21 protein-coding genes and 1 tRNA gene are annotated in these 24,076 nt (G+C 31.9%); 15 read left to right on the top strand and 7 right to left on the bottom strand.

All coding sequences use genetic code 11. The features are described from left to right. The first annotated feature begins 65 nt into the window (after positions 1 to 65). From dnaE to bioB, 6 genes are all read left to right on the top strand, one after another. Positions 66 to 4,598, top strand: a complete 4,533-nt coding sequence (gene dnaE / locus AWN65_RS12710) for a DNA polymerase III subunit alpha (RefSeq protein ID WP_060383503.1) — start codon at positions 66 to 68, stop codon at positions 4,596 to 4,598. Positions 4,599 to 4,646: 48 nt separating this feature from the next. Continuing rightward, positions 4,647 to 6,599 (top strand): M43 family zinc metalloprotease, encoded by a 1,953-nt coding sequence (locus AWN65_RS12705; protein ID WP_060383502.1) that lies wholly within the window; start codon positions 4,647 to 4,649, stop codon positions 6,597 to 6,599. Between the two features lie 59 nt (positions 6,600 to 6,658). Then, entirely contained in the window at positions 6,659 to 7,573 is a 915-nt protein-coding gene (locus AWN65_RS12700; RefSeq protein ID WP_060383501.1) for a bifunctional riboflavin kinase/FAD synthetase, read from the top strand. A gap of 242 nt (positions 7,574 to 7,815) precedes the next feature. Continuing rightward, on the top strand, positions 7,816 to 8,493 hold the full coding sequence (gene aqpZ / locus AWN65_RS12695; RefSeq protein ID WP_060383500.1) for an aquaporin Z: 678 nt from the start codon (positions 7,816 to 7,818) through the stop codon (positions 8,491 to 8,493). A gap of 313 nt (positions 8,494 to 8,806) precedes the next feature. Then, positions 8,807 to 9,787 carry an outer membrane beta-barrel protein gene (locus AWN65_RS12690; RefSeq protein WP_235588322.1) on the top strand — a complete coding sequence of 327 codons (981 nt, stop codon included), beginning with the start codon at positions 8,807 to 8,809 and terminating at the stop codon, positions 9,785 to 9,787. Positions 9,788 to 9,892: 105 nt separating this feature from the next. Beyond that, positions 9,893 to 10,975 (top strand): biotin synthase BioB, encoded by a 1,083-nt coding sequence (bioB, locus tag AWN65_RS12685; RefSeq protein WP_060383498.1) that lies wholly within the window; start codon positions 9,893 to 9,895, stop codon positions 10,973 to 10,975. Positions 10,976 to 10,990: 15 nt separating this feature from the next. Here bioB and AWN65_RS12680 read toward each other — a convergent pair whose 3' ends face one another. From AWN65_RS12680 to greA, 4 genes are read right to left on the bottom strand one after another with little or no spacing between them, the layout of a single operon-like run. Next, a complete protein-coding gene (locus tag AWN65_RS12680; protein WP_060383497.1) occupies positions 10,991 to 11,209 on the bottom strand; it encodes a hypothetical protein in 219 nt (72 codons plus the stop codon). 60 nt (positions 11,210 to 11,269) lie between these two features. Beyond that, entirely contained in the window at positions 11,270 to 12,274 is a 1,005-nt protein-coding gene (gene recA, locus AWN65_RS12675) for a recombinase RecA (RefSeq protein WP_014166107.1), read from the bottom strand. Positions 12,275 to 12,300: 26 nt separating this feature from the next. After that, on the bottom strand, positions 12,301 to 12,690 hold the full coding sequence (locus tag AWN65_RS12670) for an HIT family protein (RefSeq protein WP_060383496.1): 390 nt from the start codon (positions 12,688 to 12,690) through the stop codon (positions 12,301 to 12,303). 16 nt (positions 12,691 to 12,706) lie between these two features. After that, positions 12,707 to 13,183 (bottom strand): transcription elongation factor GreA, encoded by a 477-nt coding sequence (gene greA, locus AWN65_RS12665; protein ID WP_060383901.1) that lies wholly within the window; start codon positions 13,181 to 13,183, stop codon positions 12,707 to 12,709. Between the two features lie 156 nt (positions 13,184 to 13,339). Here greA and AWN65_RS12660 point away from each other — a divergent pair, with 156 nt between their 5' ends. The 4 genes from AWN65_RS12660 to AWN65_RS15290 all read left to right on the top strand — a co-directional run bounded on the left by AWN65_RS12660 (position 13,340) and on the right by AWN65_RS15290 (position 17,937). Continuing rightward, positions 13,340 to 13,765, top strand: a complete 426-nt coding sequence (locus tag AWN65_RS12660; protein ID WP_060383495.1) for a Rieske (2Fe-2S) protein — start codon at positions 13,340 to 13,342, stop codon at positions 13,763 to 13,765. A 194-nt stretch (positions 13,766 to 13,959) separates the two neighbouring features. Beyond that, on the top strand, positions 13,960 to 15,117 hold the full coding sequence (locus AWN65_RS12655) for a homogentisate 1,2-dioxygenase (RefSeq protein ID WP_060383494.1): 1,158 nt from the start codon (positions 13,960 to 13,962) through the stop codon (positions 15,115 to 15,117). An 82-nt stretch (positions 15,118 to 15,199) separates the two neighbouring features. Then, positions 15,200 to 16,363: a 4-hydroxyphenylpyruvate dioxygenase gene (gene hppD, locus AWN65_RS12650; RefSeq protein WP_060383493.1), complete on the top strand. Its 1,164-nt coding sequence runs from the start codon at positions 15,200 to 15,202 to the stop codon at positions 16,361 to 16,363. Positions 16,364 to 16,575: 212 nt separating this feature from the next. Beyond that, positions 16,576 to 17,937 carry a transposase gene (locus tag AWN65_RS15290; RefSeq protein ID WP_235588321.1) on the top strand — a complete coding sequence of 454 codons (1,362 nt, stop codon included), beginning with the start codon at positions 16,576 to 16,578 and terminating at the stop codon, positions 17,935 to 17,937. Between the two features lie 250 nt (positions 17,938 to 18,187). Here AWN65_RS15290 and AWN65_RS12640 read toward each other — a convergent pair whose 3' ends face one another. The 3 genes from AWN65_RS12640 to AWN65_RS12630 all read right to left on the bottom strand — a co-directional run bounded on the left by AWN65_RS12640 (position 18,188) and on the right by AWN65_RS12630 (position 20,116). Then, positions 18,188 to 18,892: a tRNA1(Val) (adenine(37)-N6)-methyltransferase gene (locus tag AWN65_RS12640; RefSeq protein ID WP_060383492.1), complete on the bottom strand. Its 705-nt coding sequence runs from the start codon at positions 18,890 to 18,892 to the stop codon at positions 18,188 to 18,190. A 158-nt stretch (positions 18,893 to 19,050) separates the two neighbouring features. After that, entirely contained in the window at positions 19,051 to 19,578 is a 528-nt protein-coding gene (rimM, locus tag AWN65_RS12635; protein WP_060383491.1) for a ribosome maturation factor RimM, read from the bottom strand. 16 nt (positions 19,579 to 19,594) lie between these two features. Next, positions 19,595 to 20,116, bottom strand: coding sequence for a 30S ribosomal protein S16 (locus tag AWN65_RS12630; RefSeq protein ID WP_060383490.1), 522 nt, complete (start codon positions 20,114 to 20,116; stop codon positions 19,595 to 19,597). Positions 20,117 to 20,282: 166 nt separating this feature from the next. On the opposite strand from AWN65_RS12630, the gene AWN65_RS12625 reads away from it, so the two are divergent. The 5 genes from AWN65_RS12625 to AWN65_RS12605 all read left to right on the top strand — a co-directional run bounded on the left by AWN65_RS12625 (position 20,283) and on the right by AWN65_RS12605 (position 23,921). Continuing rightward, positions 20,283 to 20,972, top strand: a complete 690-nt coding sequence (locus AWN65_RS12625) for a DUF6252 family protein (RefSeq protein ID WP_060383489.1) — start codon at positions 20,283 to 20,285, stop codon at positions 20,970 to 20,972. Positions 20,973 to 21,218: 246 nt separating this feature from the next. Continuing rightward, positions 21,219 to 22,154 carry an outer membrane beta-barrel protein gene (locus AWN65_RS12620; RefSeq protein WP_235588320.1) on the top strand — a complete coding sequence of 312 codons (936 nt, stop codon included), beginning with the start codon at positions 21,219 to 21,221 and terminating at the stop codon, positions 22,152 to 22,154. Between the two features lie 287 nt (positions 22,155 to 22,441). Then, positions 22,442 to 22,759, top strand: coding sequence for a thioredoxin (trxA, locus tag AWN65_RS12615; RefSeq protein ID WP_014166118.1), 318 nt, complete (start codon positions 22,442 to 22,444; stop codon positions 22,757 to 22,759). Between the two features lie 75 nt (positions 22,760 to 22,834). After that, positions 22,835 to 23,761: a DUF58 domain-containing protein gene (locus AWN65_RS12610; RefSeq protein ID WP_060383488.1), complete on the top strand. Its 927-nt coding sequence runs from the start codon at positions 22,835 to 22,837 to the stop codon at positions 23,759 to 23,761. 86 nt (positions 23,762 to 23,847) lie between these two features. After that, positions 23,848 to 23,921: transfer RNA gene (locus tag AWN65_RS12605), tRNA-Asp, on the top strand. Positions 23,922 to 24,076 lie beyond the last annotated feature (155 nt).

Below are 24,076 nucleotides of genomic sequence, written 5' to 3'. Positions count from 1 at the left end.
TTTTTAGATTAAAACCCTGAAATATTAGAAAATAAAGTTATTAAAATTTTGGAATTTTCACATCTATGTATTTAATTTTTGATACCGAAACTACTGGTTTACCACGTAGTTGGTCTGCTCCCATTACTGATACAGATAACTGGCCTCGTTGTATACAAATAGCTTGGCAGTTGCACGATGAAATGGGACAACTTATAGAACATCAGGATTACCTTGTGAAACCTGAAGGGTTCAATATACCTTATGATGCAGAAAGAATTCATGGTATTTCTACTGAATTGGCTATGGAACAAGGTGTTAGTTTACAAGAAGTGTTAGAAAAATTTAATATAGCTCTTTCAAAAGCCACCTATATTGTCGGTCAAAATGTTGGATTTGATGTAAATATTATGGGGTGTGAGTTTTATAGAGGAGGAATTGCTTCTACTTTATCACAAATGCCTATTCTAGATACCTGTACTGAAACAACAGCGGAACTACTTAAGTTGCCAGGAGGACGTGGAGGTAGATATAAATTGCCAACACTTACAGAATTACATCAATTTCTTTTTGGAGAACCCTTCGCAGAAGCTCATAATGCTACTGCTGACGTAGAAGCTACTACACGTTGTTTTCTTGAACTTGTTAAAAGAGAAATTTTTACACAAGAAGAATTAGATGTGCCTGAAGATTATTATATGCGTTTTCGCCAAAATAATCCTCAAGAAATTAAATTAATTGGTTTAAAACATATTAATTTAAAATCTGCTTCAGATGAAATTCGAAAAAGATTAAGTAAAATACAACAAGAAGGAAATACGGTCTCTGAAGAAGCAATTAAAAATCTAGAAGATGCTGTATATGCTCATCTGCATAATCATACCCAATTTTCAGTACTACAATCTACAATTTCTATTCCTGCCATTGTTAATGCAGCAGCTAAAAACAAAATGTCTGCAGTAGCTATGACAGATGTAGGAAATATGATGGGAGCATTTCAGTTTGTAAGTGCTGTTCTAAATCACAATAAGGCAGCTAAAGCAAAAAATGAAGCCAGTATTGAAAAAGGAGAAATGGTTTCAGAAGTTGAAATAAAACCAATTGTTGGAGGAGAATTTTTTGTATGCAATAACCATAAAGATAAATCAGTAAAAGATAATGGTTATCAAGTAGTTTTTTTAGCAAAAAATAAAAAAGGCTACCATAATTTAGCTAAAATGGCTTCTATTGCTTATACAGAAGGTTTTTATTACGTACCACGTATAGATCGAAACATAATAGAACAATATAAAGAAGATATTATAGTATTATCAGGTAATTTGTATGGAGAAATTCCGAGCAAAATACTAAATATTGGTGAAAACCAAGCAGAAGAATCACTCTTATGGTGGAAAGCACAATTTGGAGATGATTTTTATCTCGAAATAATGCGCCACAACCAAGAAGATGAAAATCGTGTAAATCAGACTCTAATACAGTTTGCCCATAAACATCAAGTAAAATTAATAGCAACTAACAATACCTATTATGTAGCTAAAGAAGATGCTAATGCTCACGATATTTTATTATGTGTAAAAGACGGAGAAAAACAAGCTACACCCATAGGACGAGGAAGAGGTTACCGATACGGACTCCCTAATCAAGAATACTATTTCAAAACGCAAGAAGAAATGAAACGTCTTTTTGCAGATCTGCCCGAAGCAATTATTAATATTCAGGAAGTTATAGATAAAATAGAAATCTATTCTCTATATCGCGACGTATTACTACCTAAGTTTGATATCCCAGAAGAATTCCTAGTAGCAGAAGATAATCAAGACGGAGGTAAAAGAGGAGAAAATAAATATTTACGCCATCTTACCTATGAAGGAGCTCGAAAACGATACCCTGAAATTGCTGACGAATCAATAAACCCAGTCAAAACGACCGAAATTAAAGAACGTTTGGACTTTGAGTTGTTAACAATTGAAAAAACAGGGTATCCAGGTTATTTTTTGATTGTTCAAGATTTTATTGCAGCTGCTAGAAATATGGGGGTTTCAGTAGGACCTGGTCGTGGCTCCGCTGCGGGTTCCGCTGTTGCTTACTGCTTAGGAATTACCAATATAGATCCTGTTAAATATGATTTGCTTTTTGAGCGCTTTCTGAATCCTGATCGTGTGTCAATGCCCGATATAGATATTGACTTTGATGATGAAGGACGAGGAGATGTAATGCAATACGTAATTGATAAATATGGAGCTAATCAAGTAGCCCAAATTATTACGTATGGTAAAATGGCAACTAAATCAGCCATACGAGATACCGCAAGAGTATTAGATTTACCCTTATTTGAAGCTGATAAAATAGCCAAACTAATTCCAGCTATGATGCCTTCCAAATGGAACCTCGCTCGATTTTTAAAAGAAGAAGAAGGAGATGTTAAAAAAGCTCTCAAATCTTCTGAGGAATTTGATCGAATAAAAGAACTTATTACCATAGCAAATGAAGGTGATTTGGCGGCCGAAACCATTCAGCAGGCAAAAGTACTTGAAGGATCTATGCGTAATACAGGTATACACGCCTGTGGTGTTATCATTACACCAGATGATATAACAAATTTCGTTCCTGTAACTACTGCTAAAGATTCTGATTTATATGTTACCCAATTTGATAACTCAGTAGCAGAAAGTGCGGGGTTGTTAAAAATGGACTTTTTGGGTCTGAAGACCCTAACTCTAATAAAAGACACCGTTAAACTAGTAAAATACCGTTTAGGAATAGATTTAGATCCAGATAATTTTCCGATAGACGATGTTAAAACTTACGAACTTTTTCAACGAGGAGAAACAGTAGGGGTATTTCAGTACGAATCCCCAGGTATGCAAAAATACATGAAGGATCTAAAACCAACTGTTTTTGCAGACTTAATTGCCATGAATGCCTTGTATCGTCCAGGACCATTAGAGTATATTCCTTCTTTTGTGAGACGAAAAAATGGAGACGAAGAAATAACCTACGATTTAGATGCTTGTGAAGAATATTTAGCAGAAACCTATGGGATTACCGTGTACCAAGAACAAGTAATGCTCCTTTCTCAAAAATTAGCAAACTTTTCTAAAGGTGATGCTGACGTTCTTCGTAAAGCAATGGGTAAAAAACAAAAAGACGTTCTAGATAAAATGAAATCTAAGTTCATAGATCAAGCTATGGCCAATGGTCATGATGCTCAGAAGTTAGATAAAATATGGACTGATTGGGAAGCCTTTGCAAGTTACGCATTTAATAAATCACACTCTACTTGTTATGCTTGGGTAGCTTATCAAACCGCTTACTTAAAAGCGCATTATCCAGCAGAGTATATGGCAGCTGTCCTTTCTAATAATATGAATGATATCAAACAAGTTTCTTTTTTTATGGAAGAATGTAGAAGAATGGGACTTGAAGTTTTAGGACCTGATGTGAATGAATCTTTTTATAAATTTACAGTAAACGAAAATTATGCTATCCGTTTTGGTATGGGAGCAGTTAAAGGAGTTGGAGAAGGAGCTGTAAATACCATTATAGAAAATAGAAAAGAAGGAAAATATAAATCAATATTTGATTTAGCCAAACGAATAGATTTAAGAGCAGCAAATAAAAAAGCATTTGAAAATCTTGCCCTTTCAGGAGGATTTGATTGTTTTGAAAATACACATAGAGCTCAATATTTTCACCATGAAGGAGATAATATTTGGTTTTTAGAAAAAGCCATGAAATATGGAGCTAAGATGCAAGAGAACGAAAATTCTTCTCAAGTAAGTTTATTTGGCGATACTACCGAAGTTCAAATACCAGAACCTACAGTTCCTCCTTGTGAAGAGTGGCACACAATGGAAAAATTAGCACGAGAAAAAGAAGTAGTAGGAATTTATATTTCAGGACATCCACTAGATGATTATAAATATGAAATGAAATACTTTTGTAATACACGTTTAGAACAGTTATCTTATCTAGAGCAATTAGTAGGTAAAAATATTTCCTTAGGTGGTATGGTTAGTAATGTTCAGCATAGAACCGCTAAAAATGGTAAAGGATGGGCTACGTTTAACCTAGAAGGATATGATGAAACGTATGAATTTAGAATCTTTGATGAAGAGTATTTGAAATTTCGCCATTATTTAGTTCAAAACCAATTTGTCTATTTTAAGCTAAACGTTAAAGAAGGATGGACAAATCGGGAAACAGGTAAAAAATCAGATCCTAGAATCCAATTTATGGATGGGAAAATGCTTGCCGATGTTCTTCCTACCTATGCTAAAAAAATGACTATTCTGTTCTCTATATACGAAATGAAGGAAGAACTTATAAATAATCTATATAGCTTATTTGTTGAAAATAAAGGAGATCATCAGGTAACTTTTGAAGTAATGGAACTAGAAAAAATTAAAAAACAATTACAAATTGAAAGTGCTCCTGTTGAAGATACCCAAAGTGAGGATGTGGAAGATCCTGAAATAGAAGTAGAAATCCCAGAAGAAAAAGAAGAAATCATTATTAAAAACATGTTATCCATGCCAAGTCGTAAAATAAAAATAAAGATTTCTTCAGAATTATTGAAAGAAATGGAAAATATGCAAATAAATTTTAAAATTGCATAGTTAACATTTAATAAGTTCGTATTTTTATAAACACATTATTAGCCGAATATGAAAATAAACTACATCATAACTTCTCTTTTTGTTTCCCTTATATCATTTATATCTAAAGGACAAGATGTTAAAGAAGAAAAGGTAATCAGGTGTTCTGCTATAGAGTATGAAAAATATCTGCAAAAGAAATATCCTGAAAGAGCTAATTTGACTCAGTTTGAAAAATGGTTAAATCCATTGATACAAAAGCAAAGACAAAGTAGATCTGTTTCAAATGGTGTTATAACAATACCTGTGGTTGTACATGTTGTGCATTCAGGACAAGATGTAGGTCAAGCACCTAACATTAATGATGAACAAGTAATTTCGCAAATAGAAGTTTTAAATAACGATTTTAGAAAAAAGATAAATACATCAGGATATAATACACATCCTAATGGTGTTGATTTAGAAATTCAGTTTGCTTTAGCACAAGTTGATCCTCTGGGAAATCCAACAAATGGTATTGACCGCGTTTATTATAATCATTCTAAATGGATTGAAACAGTAGAGCATATAGAAGGAGATATAGACTTAGTTTTAAAACCAGAAACAATATGGGATTCATCTTTATATTTGAATATCTGGGTTGTCGATTTTAAAAAATCAGGATTATTAGGACAAGCCCAGTTTCCTAATAAAGCAAATGTTCCTGGTTTGGATGAAAAAGGAACAGAAGCCACAGATGGAATTGTTGTAAATTACTTAAATTTTGGTTCTAGAGAAATTTATCCAAATGGAATATATAATGGTTTTAACTATGATAAAGGAAGAACCGCTACACATGAAATTGGACATTGGTTAGGATTGCGACATATATGGGGAGACTCATATTGTGGAGATGATTTTTGTGAAGATACCCCACAAGCTCATAGCTCAAATTCAGGTTGTCCCGTACTTCTAAGTTGTGTAGGGACAGAAAATGAAATGGTTCAAAATTATATGGATTATACAGATGATAGCTGTATGAATATATTTACCCAAAATCAAAAAGATAGAGTTAAGGTTGTATTAGCTAATTCACCTAGAAGAAAAACAATTATAAATTCGGATAAAGAAAACCCAATATTACTATTGGTTAATGATGCAGAAATAAAAATTGAAAAGCAATATACTGGTTTTACAAATTTATGTACCAACGAACCTAGAAAAATATCTATAATAAATAGAGGTATTAATGATATTAATAATGTCTTAATAAAATATAAATTCACGAATCAAACTACAAAAGATATTAATTGGAAAGGATTATTAAAACCTAATCAATATGCCCTAATATCTATTCCAGAAATTGGTGTAGAAAATGATATACTAAATGTAGAAATTGTAGAAGTAAACGGAGTCAACGATACAAGAAGTTCAAATAATTTTGCAAAAGTAAAAATAATTAATACAGCTCAACCAGAAACATTCTTTTATGATGAAGTTAATTTTGATTTGCAACTAGACAACAAAGGAGTAGATATTACTTGGGAATTATTAGATAATACAGGTAAAATAATAGATTCTGGAGGTCCTTATAATGATTATGACCCTATTTTTATTCAAAAAAAATGGAAACTAGAGGATAAAGTATGCTATACTTTCAGTATAAAAGATAAAAAAGGAGATGGATTATGCTGCGATAATGGAGAAGGATATTATCAAATAGGATACAAAGATAATATTATCATTCGAGAAGGTAAATTTCCAGAATCAAGTACAAAAGGATTTAGTATAAAATATTTGAGTGATCAAATTATATTAGAGCAAAATCCAGTAGGAGATGAATTGTATTATTTGTTTGGTAGTAAAATAGGAGAAAGAGGGGTAGGTAAAATTTTTGATCTAACAGGTAAACTAGTAAAAGAATTTAAAGTAGAAAAAAATATTACAAAACCTGAAATAGTTAGTCATTTATCATCTGGATTTTATCTATTTCAAGTCATAACCGAAACTAATTCAGATGCCGTAATTTTTATAAAAAAATAGAGAGAGAATACTTCCTCTCTCTATTATTTCATTAAATTTGCTCACCAAAATTACAAAAGGTGAAAGTAATTAGCGATTTATCAAATGTTCAATTCTGTAAAAAGACAATTGTAACTATAGGAACTTTTGATGGAGTACACTTAGGACATCAAAAAATCATCAAAAAACTTCAATCTAGTGCTAATGAATCCAACGAAACCGTTGTAATTACCTTTTCTAATCACCCCAGAACTTTTCTAAGGACAGATTCCACCGTTCAATTATTGAGTACAAACGAAGAGAAAATAGAATTATTAGAAAAACTACAAGTAGATAATTTACTCTTTTTAGAATTTAATCAAACCTTATCAACTCTATCAGGAGAAGAATTCGTTAAAAATATTTTGGTTGATAAATTAAATATTCAAAAAATTATTATAGGGTATGATCATAAATTTGGGAAAAATCGCTCCTCAGATATTCATGATCTAATCCAATTTGGAGAAAAATATAAATTTGAAGTAGAACAAATATCAGCAGAAGAACTAAATGAAATTACTATCAGCTCTACCAAAATAAGACAATTTATAAAAGAAGGATCTATTTCATTAGCAAATCAATATCTTGGAAATCCATACACACTTAGAGGAGAAGTAATCAAAGGAAATCAAATAGGAAGAACCATAGGTTTTCCAACAGCTAATATTAAAATAGAATCTCCATTAAAATTAGTTCCTAAAAAAGGCGTTTATGCGGTAGACGTGTTTTTGAAAAATCAGACTTACAAAGGAATGATGAATATAGGAAATAGACCAACTATAGAGGGACAACATACTACTATAGAAACACATTTGTTTGATTGTAATTTTGAGTTTTATGGAGAATTTATAACTATTATTATACATCATTATCTTAGAGAAGAACAAAAATTTGATTCTTTAGACTCTCTTAAAAAACAACTAGAAGAAGATAAAAGACAGATTTTTCTTAAATAAAATTAAACAATTTTGCTTTTTCGTTAAAATAATCCTTTTAATTCCTTTAAAAATACAATTCTTCACTAGGCGTGATTTTTTACTTGAATTGTATCTTTTATTATGACTACTTTTGCGCCTGTTTTATTAAAGCTACAATATTTAATATTATAAAAAATATCTTTTGTTAAAATTGGAGATCAGATACCAAAAAAAACGAGGCGTAACCGAAAAGCCAGATGAGTAGGAATTTATATAGTGTTATGAAAAAAAATATAGCAGAATTTATTGGTACATTTTGGCTTGTACTAGGAGGGTGTGGAACGGCAATGTTAGCCGCAAATTTTGGAAATGTAGGAGTTGGATTAACAGGCGTTTCTTTTGCTTTTGGTTTAACCGTTTTAACTATCGCATATTCTTTTGGTCATATTTCTGGAGCTCATTTAAATCCAGCCGTTACAATTGGTCTTTGGGCTGGAGGAAGAATTAGTTCAAAAGAAATTTTACCTTATGTTATTTCTCAAATTGCAGGAGCCATATTTGCTGCAGGTGTTCTTTATGTAATTGTAACAGGAAATGGAGGGGCAATCGGTGATTTTGCGGCTAATGGTTATGGAGAACATTCTCCAGGAAAATATAACATGGTTGCGGCTATAGTAACAGAGTTTGTTATGACTTTTATGTTCTTATTGATTATTCTAGGTGCTACAGATTCAAGAGCTAATACAAGCTTTGCAGGAATAGCAATTGGTTTAGCGTTAACACTTATCCATTTGATAAGCATACCTGTTACCAATACTTCTGTAAACCCAGCAAGAAGCATCAGTCAAGCTATATTTGTAGGTGATTGGGCTATTTCTCAACTTTGGCTTTTTGTTGTAATTCCTGTAATTGCTGCTCTTCTAGCAGGTTCTGTTTACAAATACTTTAAGGAGGATTAATATAAAAAACACGCTAAAAATTATAAGAAAATATAAAACTTAATTGTTGGGATATTTTTAATTTTTAGTGTTTTTTTATAAAATAAAAATAACGACTAAGTGTTTAATGCTGATTTTTTATTAGTAAAATTGATTTCTTAATTTTGAAATATATAGAGACTAATAAAAAATAATTTTCTAAATATTAATAATATATTTTGATTTATATATGATACAAAAAAATACTAGATCAAAACTAATAAAAATATATAGTTTTCTTTTCCTTTTTTCCCCAATATCAAAGGTTTTTTCTCAAAATGATACTGTAAAAAAAATGACAGTTAGTGCTTATGGAGAATTGTATTACAGTTACGATTTTTCAAAGCCTCAAAACCATGAAAAACATAATTTCGTATACAGTCATAAAAGACATAACGAACTTAATTTTAATCTACTTTTATTAAAACTAAATTATAAAGATCAAAACATAAGAGCTAATTTAGGATTAATGGGAGGTAATTATGCAACCTATAATTTAAGTGCAGAACCTACTTGGGCTCAATTTATTTACGAAGCAAATGTTGGTGCAAGACTATCTAAAAAACAAAATCTATGGCTAGATGTAGGAGTTTTGCCTTCACATATAGGTTTTGGAAGTGCTGTAGGAGGTGATTGTTGGACATTAACAAGAAGTTTAATAACAGAAGGCTCACCTTATTATGAAGCAGGAGTTAGATTGTCCTATCAATCTCCAAATGAAAAAATTTATTTAGCTGCTTTATACCTTAATGGTTGGCAAAGAATAAAAAAACCTGATTTTATTCAAAAACCATCTTTTGGAGGACAAGTCACTTTTAAACCTAATAAAAAAATGTTACTTAATTATAGTAATTTTATAGGAACTGATAAACCTGATAGTATAAATGCGGTTAGAACATTTCATAACGTATATATGCAATACGAACCATCTGACAAAATAGGTATAATAGCAGGTTTTGATATAGGGTCAGATAAATATGATAATACAAATTATGGAACTTGGTACGGTCCAATTTTAATGCTGAAAACACAACTTAATAAAAAAATGATTACGGCCTTTAGAGCCGAGTATTATAATGATAAAAATCAAATTATAGTCCCAACAGGAACGCCAAATGGTTTTCAAGTATTAGGATTTTCTTCTAATCTGGATTATGAACTTAGTGAGAAATTAAAATTCCGATTTGAAGCTAAAGCCTTTAATGCAAAAGATCGTATATTTAATAATGATAATAATAACTATTCTGTAACTACAAGTTTAATATTCAGGACGTAACTCTAAACAGCGCTAAATTAATTTATTCATAATCGAGTAAAAGTTAATTTATTGCCCCTTTATATTAAACGAATTGTGTATTTTTGACCCCTAAATAATCTATTTATGAGTATTACAAGACATAATTGGAGTAAAGAAGAAATTATTGAAATATACAATCAGCCATTGATGGACTTGCTTTATCAAGCAGCTACTATTCATAGAGAAAACCACGATCCTAATACGGTGCAAGTTTCAACACTTTTATCCATAAAAACGGGTGGATGTCCAGAGGATTGCGGATATTGTCCGCAGGCAGCACGTTATCATACAGATATTGAAGGAAATGACTTAATGACTGTTAATCAAGTGAAAGCACAAGCTTTAAGAGCAAAAGAATCAGGTTCTTCTAGAGTGTGTATGGGAGCTGCATGGAGAAATGTGAAAGATGGGCCAGAATTTGATCAAGTATTAGAAATGGTTCGTACAATCAATAAATTAGATATGGAAGTTTGCTGTACCCTAGGTATGCTTACCGAAAATCAAGCGCAACGATTAGCAGAAGCAGGCTTGTATGCTTATAATCATAATTTAGATACCTCTGAAGACTATTATAAAGAAGTGATTTCAACAAGAGGATTTGAAGATCGTATCAAAACAATTGAAAATGTACGCAAAACAAATGTAACCGTTTGTAGTGGTGGAATTATAGGAATGGGGGAAAGTATAGAAGATAGAGCAGGAATGCTAGTTGCTTTATCTACTCTTAATCCACAACCTGAATCAGTTCCAATTAATGCTTTGGTAGCGGTAGAAGGGACTCCTATGGAAAATGAAAAACCTGTTGAAATTTGGGAAATGATTAGAATGGTAGCTACAACCAGAATTGTTATGCCTGAAACACAAGTTCGTCTTTCAGCAGGTAGAACTCAAATGTCAAGAGAAGGTCAAGCAATGTGTTTTTTTGCAGGGGCAAACTCAATTTTTGCAGGAGATAAACTATTGACTACCCCTAATCCTGATGTAAATGAAGATATGAAAATGTTTGAATTACTAGGGTTAAACCCTCAAAAACCTTTTATTAAGCTAATGCAGCCTAAAACAGTAGAGGCATGTGATTCTGAATATCAATCTTTAGGAGAAAAACCAAAATGGTCTAGACCTGGACACCAAATAGAACGAAATTTAGCCGTTACAAATAAGAAATAAAAGAAAAGCTCCTAATTAAACTTTAGGAGCTTTTTTTATACTCTTTCTTAAAAAATAAAATGATAATAATATTGCTGAAAGAATTAAAATTAGTAAATGGTCATCTATTGGAAAAGTGCCAGGGGGAAGTGCTCTCTTTATTGGTGGAGGAGGAGCTGGCGCAATAGCAAAAATTGATTTTGTTGCTAATATTATAATCAATAGATAATTGTTGTATTGATTTTTTCTTCTCATATATCGTAAATATATGTAAAAAAAAAATAGTTGCAAATTTTTTTTTGCAACTAAGATAAATTAATTCTCTAAATTTTTAATTAGCTCCTTGATTTTGATTTCTAGCTCCTCTGCTAATTCAGGATTGTCTTTTATTAAAGATTTAACAGAATCTCGACCTTGACCCAGTTTTGTTTCCCCATAACTAAACCAAGATCCTGATTTTTTGATAACTTCAAATTCAACAGCTAAATCTAATATTTCGCCAGTTTTAGAGACACCTTCGCCATACATAATGTCAAATTCTGCCGTTTTAAAAGGAGGTGCTACTTTATTTTTAACTATTTTAACTTTGGTACGGTTACCCAATACGTTTTCTCCATCTTTGATCTGCGAAGAACGACGAATATCTAAGCGTACAGATGCGTAAAATTTTAGAGCATTTCCACCAGTCGTAGTTTCAGGATTTCCAAACATTACACCTATTTTATCGCGAAGCTGGTTGATGAAAAATACAGTACAATTCGTTTTGCTAATAGTTGCTGTTAATTTACGTAGGGCTTGTGACATCAAGCGGGCGTGTAATCCCATCTTAGAATCTCCCATGTCACCTTCAATTTCGCTTTTTGGAGTAAGTGCAGCAACAGAGTCTATTACTACAATATCTACAGCTCCAGATCGAATTAAGCTTTCCGCAATTTCCAAAGCTTGTTCACCATTGTCAGGTTGAGAAATAATAAGGTTGTCAATGTCAATGCCTAGTTTTTCTGCATAGAAGCGATCAAATGCGTGTTCAGCATCTATAAAAGCAGCAATTCCGCCTGCTTTTTGAGCTTCTGCAATTGCGTGTAATGTAAGGGTGGTTTTTCCCGATGATTCAGGTCCAAATATTTCTATAATACGCCCTTTAGGATAACCGCCAACACCTAATGCTAAATCTACTCCTAGAGATCCCGAAGAAATAACTTCTACTTCTTCTATTGCTTTGTCTCCCATTTTCATTACGGTACCTTTACCGTATGCCTTGTCTAATTTATCTAAAGTAAGTTGTAGAGCTTTTAGTTTTGCCTCTTTTTCTGAACTCATTTTTTTTGAATTTACAGGTGTTAAAATTATAATTGATTAACAATAGCTTCAGCAATTATTTTAAACTCTTCATCTGATAGTTTTACTTTATTTGTGAAGCGAGCATCGTCCATCATGTTTAATGGTATTAAATGTACGTGAGCATGTGGAACTTCTAATCCAATTACGGTCATTCCTACCCGTTTACATGGAATTGCTTTTTCAATTGCAATGGCCACTTTTTTCGAAAAGGACATTAAACCTAAATAAAGCTCATCATCCATTTCAAAAATTTTATTGATTTCTTTTTTAGGAATACAAAGGGTATGTCCTTTTGCATTTGGGTTTACATCTAAAAAAGCTAAATAATTTGCATCCTCTGCTATTTTGTAGCAAGGAATTTCACCGTTTATAATTTTTGTAAAAATTGAAGCCATACGAGTTTCTTTTAAATTAATCTCTACTGATTTCTAAAATCTCAAATTTTAAAACTCCATTAGGAACGTTAATTTCGGCAATTTCACCTACTGATTTTCCTAATAAACCTTTTCCTATAGGAGAAGTAACAGAAATTTTATTTTTCTTTAAATCAGCTTCGCTTTCGGCAACTAACTGGTACATTAATTCCATTCCGTTTGCTTGATTTTTAATTTTTACATTAGATAAAACCAGTACTTTAGATAGATCTAATTGTGACTCATCTATTAATCGCGCATTAGCATATAACTCTTCCATCTTAGCAATCTTCATTTCTAAAAGACCTTGTGCTTCCTTGGCTGCATCGTATTCGGCATTTTCTGATAAATCTCCCTTATCACGAGCTTCTGCAATAGCTTCAGACGCTTTTGGACGTTCTACAGATTTTAAATATTCTAATTCTTCTTTTAATTTTTTTAATCCTTCTGCTGTATAATAAGATACTTTACTCATAACATCATCATATTGTATAAATAGAAAAAATCCCATTGTAGCGGGATTTCTCGCAAAGATACTATTTTTTATTCAGTTAGTAATTTAATTGATTGATTCAACGTTATACAAATGTAAATAATTTAAATTTGTTGCGAAAAAAATCAAATAAAAAGCATGAAAAAATATTTTTTAATTATTATTTGCATTTTCGTTTTTGCTTGTGATAAAAATAATTCAGTTAATAATTCAAATCCTTATTTAACAAATAACAGCTTTTCAATTGATCTAAATCTTTTGCTTCCTTCCTATAATAAACTTAATTATCCAGGTGAACCTTTGATGATTACGATTCCTGGAGCTGGAATTCAAGGTGTTATTGTTATGAGAACTAGTGGGACAGGCGATTTTGTAGCTTGGGAAGCAAGTTGTCCTCTTCAGTATCCTACCAATTGTTCAAAACTAAATCTTAAAGGTATAATAGCACAGTGTGCCTGCGATAATAGCGAGTTTAGTTTGTATACAGGAGATGGAGGGAAACAATATCCTTTAAAAAGATATAATGTGGAAAATTTAAACGAAATAGTTAGAATTTATAATTAATTTTTTTTTACCACTTTTTTTTCGAAATTTGTATAATATGAACTCTATATTTGAAGATTTGTTAATTCATTTGAAATTTCTTATAAAAAGAAACCCTGAATGAGTTTGATGTGAGATTAGTTTTGATTATATAAAAGTCTTAATGTAATTTAAAAAAAGTTAAAAAAAATGGTCTAATTAATACATTTTATGCAATGCCTATATATCACAAATTAGGAAAAATTCCCCACAAACGTCATATTCAATTCCGTAAAGAAAATGGCGATTTATATTATGAACAACTTTTTGGGACTATTGGTTTTGATGGTATGTCAACCAATATGTATCATGAGTACAGACCAACAATGGTAAAAGAAATAAAAGAACCGTATTCTGTGGCACCTAAAATTGCAAAAGCCAACAATATACAGTCTTATCGTTTACGTGGTTTTCAAGTAGCCCCTCAAGATGATTTTTTAGAAAGTAGAAAAATTGTTTTAACAAATTCTGATTGTCATATTGTTCTAGCGGCTCCTAGAAAATCTACTACAGACTATTTTTATAAAAATACTGATTCTGATGAGGTTCTCTTTATACATAAAGGGACTGGTAAGTTAAGGACAATGTTAGGTAATCTAGATTTTAAATATGGAGATTATTTAGTCATTCCTAGAGGTACGATTTATAAAATAGATTTTGAAACAGAGGATAATAGATTATTTATTGTAGAATCCCGAAGACCTGTATATACTCCTAAGAGATATAGAAACTGGTTTGGACAACTTTTAGAGCATTCTCCTTTTTGTGAACGTGATATTCGTAAACCAGAAGAATTAGAAAGTTATAATGAAAAGGGAGACTTTTTGATTAAAATTAAAAAAAAGGACGAAATTTTTGATGTAGTTTATGCCTCACATCCATTCGATGTAGTAGGATATGATGGGTATAATTATCCGTATGCTTTTTCAATTCATGATTTTGAACCTATCACAGGACGTATACATTTACCGCCACCTATACATCAAACATTTGAAACAGATGCCTTTGTAATTTGTTCCTTCGTTCCGAGGTTGTATGATTACCATCCAGAATCAATTCCAGCACCCTATAATCATAGTAATATAGATTCTGATGAAGTATTATATTATGTTGATGGAGATTTTATGAGCCGTAATGATATAGAAGCAGGACATATATCGTTGCATCCAGCAGGTATTCCTCATGGTCCTCATCCAGGAGCGGCAGAAAGAAGTATTGGTAAAAAAGATACCTTAGAATTAGCTGTGATGGTTGATACTTTTAAACCTTTGAAAGTCACCGAAGAAGCTATGCAAATTGCAGATGATAAATATTATCAATCCTGGTTAGAATAAAAAAAAGTAAAAATATTCAATAGAAGCGTTATTATTTTATAAATTGTATGAAATTCAACCCTTCTTTTTTTAATAAAAAAATATGACACAAGAATTAAAATCCGTAGAATACGGTTTAGAAAAAATATTTGATGGAGCACAAGATTTTCTTCCTCTTTTAGGTACAGATTATGTAGAATTATATGTTGGAAACGCAAAACAAGCAGCTCATTTTTATAAAACAGCTTTTGGTTTTCAGTCATTAGCTTATGCAGGTTTAGAAACAGGAGTAAAAGACCGTGCATCTTACGTGTTAAAACAAGATAAAATTCGATTAGTATTAACAACAGCCCTTAATAGTGATTCGTCTATTGGAGAACATGTGAAAAAACATGGAGATGGAGTTAAAGTAATTGCTCTTTGGGTAGAAGATGCCCATTCTGCTTTCGAAGAAACTACAAAAAGAGGAGCAAAGGTTTATTTTGAACCAATTGTTGAAAAAGATGAAAATGGAGAAGTTGTAAGAGCAGGAATTTATGGCGCTTATGGGGAAACAGTTTTTGTTTTTGTAGAAAGAAAAAATTACAACGGAGTATTTATGCCAGGATATAATGAGTGGAAATCAGATTACAACCCAGAATCTGTAGGCTTAAAGTATATTGATCACATGGTTGGAAATACAGGTTGGAATCGCATGAATGAGGCAGTAAAATGGTTTGAGGATGTAATGGGATTTGTGAATTTCCTTTCTTTTGATGATAAACAAATTACGACTGAGTATTCCGCATTAATGTCTAAAGTTATGTCAAATGGAAATGGACGAATAAAATTTCCTATCAACGAGCCAGCTAATGGTAAAAAACGTTCCCAAATTGAGGAATATTTAGATTTTTATGAAGGTGAAGGAGTGCAACATATTGCGGTGGCAACGGATGATATAATTAAAACAGTGGCGGATATGCGTGCAAGAGGAGTAGAGTTTCTAACCACACCGCCACAAGCTTATTATGATGCAATACCAGAACGTTTAAAAGATCACATGACTAAGTTTAAAGAAGATATTAATGAGCTTCAAAAATTAGGAATTATGATTGATGCAGATGAAGAAGGGTATTTATTGCAAATATTTACTAGACCAGTTGAAGATCGTCCAACATTATTTTTTGAAATTATTCAAAGAATGGGGGCAAAAGGATTTGGTGCAGGTAATTTTAAAGCCTTATTTGAATCTATTGAAAGAGAACAAATGCTGAGAGGAACTTTGTAAAAAAAATAAAATATAATAGAGGCTGTCTAGTTTTTTTTGGCAGCCTCTATTATTATTAAAAATATTATAGAATACCTATCGGAGATGGTTTTTATAGGCACATTCATAATTACCCAAACACTTGCATATCAACAAAATAAGTGTTATTTTAGAAGAAACAAACCCCGAAATTGCTCAAAAAGAGTCAAAAACGGGGTTTTTCTTTAAATGCTATGCCAAAAATAATACGTTTAAGCGAATTTCAATACCAAATTCCATTTTTTACTATCAATAAAGATTTTGATGGTTTTTACGCCCAATTTTTAAAAACAGATTTGGGTAAAATTTATCTTTCGATGCCTTTTTCAGAGCTTGCTCAAGCCTTCAAACTGAAAGATTCTCAAAAAGGGACTCATTGTTATTTTAGTCCTAAAGGCAAAATTGCTCTGATGATGCTTAAAAACTACTACGGTTGTTCGGATAAAAAGTTGATTGAACTTCTCAATGGAAATATCTTTATGCAATTTTTTTGTGATATTCTGATTCCGATTGATAAACCTTTGAAAAACTTTAAAATCGTGAGTCAAATCAGAATGGAGCTATCCAAGACTTTAACCATTGGCAAAGCTCAAGAAGTACTAGCTAAGAACTGGATTCCTTATATGGGAGATTTAGATAAAATGCTTACGGATGCTACTTGTTACGAGAGTGAAGTGCGCTTTCCTACGAACCAGAAATTGCTTTGGGAGTGTGTACAGTGGAATTATAAGCAAATGGAAGCTTTGTGTCATTTGTTTAAAATAAAACTACCAAGAACTAAATGTTTAGATTGGTGTAAGCGATACAATCAATATTCAAAAAAGAGAAAAAAACAATCAAAACATCGCACAAAAGTTACCCGAGGTTTACTTAAATTATTATACAAACTCAATGGCGAACTTAGCCGTATTGAAGCACAAAATCCGTTTGAAGCCACTACAAAATATAGCAAACAGCGCCTGATTATCAAACAAGTATACAAACAACAAATTCAGATATTTAAAACTGGTAAAAGTGTTCCAGACAGGATTGTAAGTATTAGCAAAAGTTATATCCGCCCAATTGTTCGCGGGAAAGAAGTAAAGCAAGTTGAATTTGGAGCCAAAGTAAACAAAATTCAAATCGATGGCATTAACTTCATCGAACACATTCAATATCGAGCTTTCAACGAAGGAACTCGTCTGCAAAGCAGTGTTTTTTGCGCTCAGAATTTAACTAAAACAAAAGTAAAAATACTTGGAGCCGATGCCATTTATGCTACCAATAAAAATCGAACCTTCACGTCTACCAATACTATCCAAACCGATTTTGTACGTAAAGGAAAAGCTGGAAAAAATGAAGAACAACGCAAAATTTTAGCGCAACACATCAAGAAAGAACGAGCTACTCGACTAGAAGGAAGTTTTGGCAAGGAGAAGGAACATTACCATCTCAAGAAAATCAAAGCCAAAACCCAAAAAAGTGAGATCCTTTGGATTTTCTTTGGCATTCACACAGCCAATGCATTAGAAATAGGGAGACGGATTTATCTACAACAGCAAACTTTAGTAGCATAAAAAAAATGTAAGACCAGCATCATAGGGGAACGTGCGTCGTGTTGCGACCCAAAAACCTATTTTTAAACATTTGAATCCTTTAAAAAACAAAAATGACCCAAATTTGTAAATCAAAATGGGTCATTGTTTTATTTTTTTACAAAAGTGAGGTTACTTCTGAATGTGCCTTTATATATTCGATTATTAGAAAGTGAGTTCAGATTTTAGGACACCTTCTCTGTTTTTTAGATTGTTTAAAATGTTAAATTAATTACATCTTTAAATAAAAATCTTCAGTCAATCGAATATAATCCTCAGTGTAATTATGTCTTGAATTTTCGATTATTAATTCGTCTATTAAAGGATCTTGTTTAATACGTGTGAAAGCTATCAAGCTCCTTTTTACTTCAGATTTTGGAGTTCCCTTTACCCTTGTAATTCGTAAAGGATATAATGAGCGTTCTTGGCATAAACTTTTTATTTTATTTTCTTCTGAAAAAGGAACTATAAGAGCAAATATACCTTGGTCTGAAAGAAAAAAATCAGCAGCTTCAATTAATTCTTCAAATGGTAGAGAATCTTCAAAACGAGCTCGATCGCGTGCGTCTTTATTGCTTTTATAATCAGTAGTGTAAAAAGGAGGATTTGATACGATTAAATCGTATTCCTCATCTATTTCGTCTACAAATTCATCTAGCCCAGCATGGTAACAATATAGACGATCATACCAAGGTGATTGTTCAAAATTATCAACGCATTGTTCATAAGCGTTGTCATCAATTTCTATAGCATCTATCTGTTCCGCTTTTGATCTTTGTGCGAGCATAAGAGCTATTAGTCCTGTGCCAGTTCCTATGTCTAAAATAGAATAGGGATTGTTGAAAAGAGGTGTCCAAGCACCTAATAAAACGCCATCTGTGCCTACTTTCATAGCACAGCGATCCTGTTGAATGCTGAATTTTTTAAACTGAAACATAACTAAATATAGTGTAAAAGTGCTTGCTTGGAAAAATTGCAGTCTTGTTATTTCGATTAGAAACAGATTTTGTAATACAATAACTTAATTTTCTTATTACTAAAGTGTAAATTAAGGAGCAAGTTTTTTTCTTTTAATAAGGTGTCTTTTGAGTAAAATTACTTTAAATAGAGATCAACCAAACCCTCTGGGGTGTTTAAAGTGATGCTTTTTTCATTTCGGTTTAGTGTTACTATGAATTCATCAATCATAGGTATCAAAATTTCAATCCCTTCTTTTTCTATTTCAAAAAGAGGCTGAGCAGCACTATCATTAATAGCTACTATATTGCCAATGTAGCCAAGACGTTGATCTAGAACTTGATATCCTATTACCTCATGATAGTAAAATTTATTACCTTCTAAAGGAGGGAGCATGGATAAAGGGAGATAAACTTCTTTTCCTATTATTTCGTCAGCTTCCTCTTCTGAATTTACATCTTCAAATTTTACCTTTAAAAAAGTACTTTTGTGGAGTTGTGTTTTTTCTATAAAAAAAGGAACCAAGTCTTTGTTGTTTGCAACAAAGACTGACTCCAATTCTTCATACATTTCGGGTTCATCCGTATCTAAATAGATCAAGACTTCTCCCTTGAAACTAAATTTTTTAGCGATTTTACCCAAATAGAAACAATCATCTTTACGCATATATCGCCAATTATAATTAAGCTTCTGTTTCTTCGTTGTTAGTTTCTTCTACAACTGGTGCTTCTTCAGCTGCCGCTGTTTCTTTAGCTGCCTCAGCTTGTGCTGCTATACGTTTTTCGTTAGCCTCTTTTTCAGCTTTTAAAGCATCAGCTTTAGCATCAGCTTTAGATTTAGCTAAGCCATCTTTTTTAGCATTTACTTTAGCTGCTTTTTCTTCTATCCAAGCTGTGAATTTAGCTTCCGCTTGTTCAGGAGTTAAAGCACCTTTACGAACACCACCTTCTAAATGGTGTTTTAATAAAGCACCTTTGTAAGAAAGAATTGCTCTAGCAGTGTCAGTAGGCTGAGCACCATTGAATAACCACGTTACTGCTTTTTCAACATTTAAGTCAATAGTTGCAGGGTTAGTGTTTGGATTGTAAGTTCCTATTTTATCTAAGAATTTACCATCTCTTTTTGAGCGTGAATCCGCCGCTACAATCCAGTAAAAAGGTTTTCCTTTTTTACCATGTCTTTGTAATCTAATTCTAACTGGCATAATTAATTGGATTAAATTGAGGTTCCCGACCTCGGTTATTTGAGGGTGCAAATATACAGATTATTTTGATTTTTAATGATCTAAATGATATTTTGTTTTCTTTTTCAAATAGGAATAATGTATATTGGGGCAATATCTGTTATTTTTGTGTTTTATAAAATTGAAAATGAGAAATATTACATGTCTTTTTTTGGTCTCATTGTTAGGCGTTTCTTGTCAAAATGATGTTACATTTAATAATGAAGCATTTCAGGTTGTTATTGGCAATAGTTTATGGAAAGCTAATAGTAAAAGTGCTAAAATAAATGCTTCAGGAGGGTTAATTCTAGAAGGGAGTTCATCTACTCATAGTTTAAAGATTCAACTTAATGATAGTCAAGTGGGGACTTACCCACTAGGAATAATTAACGGAAGCGGAGTTCTTACTTATAGAGGAATTAATCAAAATTCAGAAAGTTTTTCAACAGTAACGGCTAGAGGACCCGTTAGTGAAATGGAAATTATAAAACGAGGGACTGGCTATCTTAATGCTAAAATAGTAAGTGTTTCGGGTGGATCAGGTACAGGACTAAAGGTGAATGTTAATGTTGATCCACAAGGAATGATTTCTGAAGTTACTTTGGCTAATTCAGGTAAAGATTATAAGGGAGGTGATTTAGTTGTCGTAAATGGAGGTAATAATGATGCTCAACTTAAAATTACTCGCACGGCTAATACCGGAGGTCAAGTTGTTATTACTGAAAATACAGGTACAACTGTTTCTGGAACTTTTGTGTTTACAGCATTTAATTCTGATTCAGGAATCGTTATAGGTGGGAGAGAAGGTGTTTTTTATAAAATACCTATTTCAAAATAAAAAGCTAAATAAATAGATGGACTGTTGGTTTGATTTGTAATGTATTTGATAGTTAGTGTTTTAAAACAAAAATATATTTTTGTTTAGTGTTTTTTTAATGAATTGTTTTTATAAATCGTTTTTTAGAATATATTTGCTGATAAATAACATTTGTTAGTGATTTTTTTTGTAATATCACAACTGATTGTTTTGGGTTTTCCAAAATATATAATTAACCTAATTATTAAAGAAATGATTAAAAAATTTATGTTACTAGGAGCAGTAGCTCTTTCATTAGCAACTAATGCTCAGGATTCAAAAAGAGGGTTTTATTTAAAAGCGGGAGGTTCTTATTTTCTTCAAACTGTTGGAACTGAATTTCCTGTTGTAAGCGGTTTGGCTGCAACAAATGAAACAATGTTAATAACTGTTGGAGGTACTGGTGTTTCATCAAGTTTAGTTTCTAAAGAATCTATAACAGGTTCTTTTGGTGAGGGTTCAAGAACTAATCTTATTGGAGGATTTCGCTTTTCAGAACGTTTTGGAGTTGAAATGGGAGTACATTACTATATGAGTGCTTCTAAAACTATGGCTGAAAGACATGTGTCGATTAAAACACCTGTTTCATCTATTGGTGATTTTGATGCTGTTGTAAGTGGTAAAATTAGAGCGTTAGATTTATCACCTTCGGTTGTGTTGTACTTAGGAGAAGTAAATAAGTTTGAACCTTATACTAAAGTAGGGGTTATCATTCCTGTATTTGGTGATTTAACAATAAAATCTACTACAAAGTCTACTATATCGCCACTTTATGCTTCAAATCCAGCTTTCTCTAAATATAGAAATTCAGAAAGAACAGATGTGGTAAAGCCTAATCCTACGCTTGGTTTTATGGCTTCTCTTGGAACTTCATATAAAATAGCTCCAAAATTATCTGCTTATGCTGAAATTGAATACAGAAATTTTACTGTACATGGAAAAACAAAAGAAACTACAGAATATAGAGTAGAAGGGGTAAATCAATTGCCTAATTTATCTTATTCGGAATCTCATACAAATTACGTTAATCAGTTAAATACAACTTCTAATAGTTTAGAAACAAATCAAACTGGCTTTGATTCCTCAAAACCTAAAGATGAACTAAGTTCGTATGTAGGTATTAGTGGTATTGGTTTGTCATTAGGAATGCGTTATAATTTCTAGTAATCTTATATGTTAGATGCTTAAAGAGGGATAAAAGTTTGAGAACTTGTTTTGATCAAAAGGAAATTCGAGTGAATTATAACAGTTAAAGTAAAATAGCACATACAATATATCTATCCTTTTGATGAAAGGAAAAGTGCTAAATTAGATGTTAATAGATTGCTTTTTATATACCCACTTTATTCTCTATTTGTTTTAGTTATAGAGCTATTTTAATTATTAATATTGAAGTGTATTTGTAATTGAAATAAAGTAGTAAATTTGTCTAACAATTAAAAAGATATAACATGGCATTAGCAATTACAGATGCTACATTTGATGAGGTAGTATTACAATCAGACAAACCTGTTTTAGTGGATTTTTGGGCGGCTTGGTGTGGACCTTGTCGTATGGTAGGTCCCGTTATTGATGAAATTGCAACAGAATATGAAGGAAAAGCAGTAATAGGTAAGGTAGATGTCGATGCCAATCAAGAATTTGCTGCAAAGTACGGTGTTCGCAATATTCCTACTGTTTTGATTTTTCAAAATGGGGAAGTAGTGGGACGTCAGGTAGGTGTAGCTCCTAAAGATACTTATGCTAAAGCAATTGATGCCTTATTGTAATAAAATATAAGAAAAACTTAAAAGGTCTAACATTTGTTAGGCCTTTTTTTATGTCATATTCTGTATATTTGAGTTATGAATTTAGAATCTCAAATTAAAACTATTTCTAGCTTTCAACATCTAGAACTTTTGGCTAATCAAATTGTAGAAGGCTTTATTTCAGGGATGCATAAGTCACCCTTTCATGGTTTTTCAGCTGAATTTGCTGAACACAAAATATATAATTCGGGAGAAAGTACAAAACATATTGATTGGAAATTATATGCTAAAACAGATCGTTTATATACTAAGCGATATGAAGAAGAAACCAATTTGCGTTGTCATCTGATTGTTGATAATTCTTCTTCCATGTATTATCCATTGCTTAAAAAAGAACAAATGTTTTATGAAAATAAGATCGGTTTTTCTGTTTTGGCATCAGCTGTTTTAATGAATTTGTTAAAAAGACAACGAGATGCCGTGGGTTTAAGTATTTATTCAGATCATTACGAATATTATGCGCCAGAAAAAGGAAGTGAACGTCATCACAGGATGTTGTTGAATCAATTAGATAAGCTTTTGAAGGATAAACCTGCTTATAAAAAAACAGACACTATCATATACTTACATCAGATAGCCGAAAAGTTGCATAAGCGTTCTATGGTAATACTTTTTACAGATATGTTTCAGTTAGAAGATGAAGAGCGTTTGTTTAAAGCATTGCAACATTTAAAATATAATAAACATAAAGTAGTGGTTTTTCATGTAGTAGATTATAAAACAGAATTTAATTTACATTTTGATAATCAACCACGCAAATTTGTGGATTTAGAAACTAATGAAGAAGTAAATTTGTTTGGAGACGGATTAAGTAGTCGATATCAGGAAATGATGACTTCTTATTTTGAAAGGATAGCCAATACTTGTTCATTGTATAAAATTAAATATGTGCCCGTTTCAATTGAAGGAAAATTTGAAAAAATAATGACATCTTATCTCATTGAAAAACAAGGTTTTATTTGATTTTGTTTAAAAAAAATAAAAAAAAATATTTTTTTTCCTTGCAAAACAAAAAAACAGTCGTATATTTGCACCGCAATAACGCACAAGGTTTGGTAGTTCAGTTGGTTAGAATACATGCCTGTCACGCATGGGGTCGCGGGTTCGAGTCCCGTCCAGACCGCGAAAATTGGGAAAATTATTAGAAGCGCTCTTCGGAGCGCTTTTTTGCCCAAAAAAAGATTTTAAAATTAGTTGTGTTGTTTAGTTCCGAGTAAAATCGGAATGGTTTAGTAGTTAGACCAATGAAAAGCTTTCCGTTTAGGGGAGCTTTTTTTA

This window comes from Flavobacterium covae (assembly GCF_001534645.1).
Classification (GTDB): Bacteria; Bacteroidota; Bacteroidia; order Flavobacteriales; family Flavobacteriaceae; genus Flavobacterium; species Flavobacterium covae.
The sequence above is the reverse complement of the archived record's forward strand: the minus strand, read 5'-3'. Positions and strand labels throughout refer to the sequence as shown.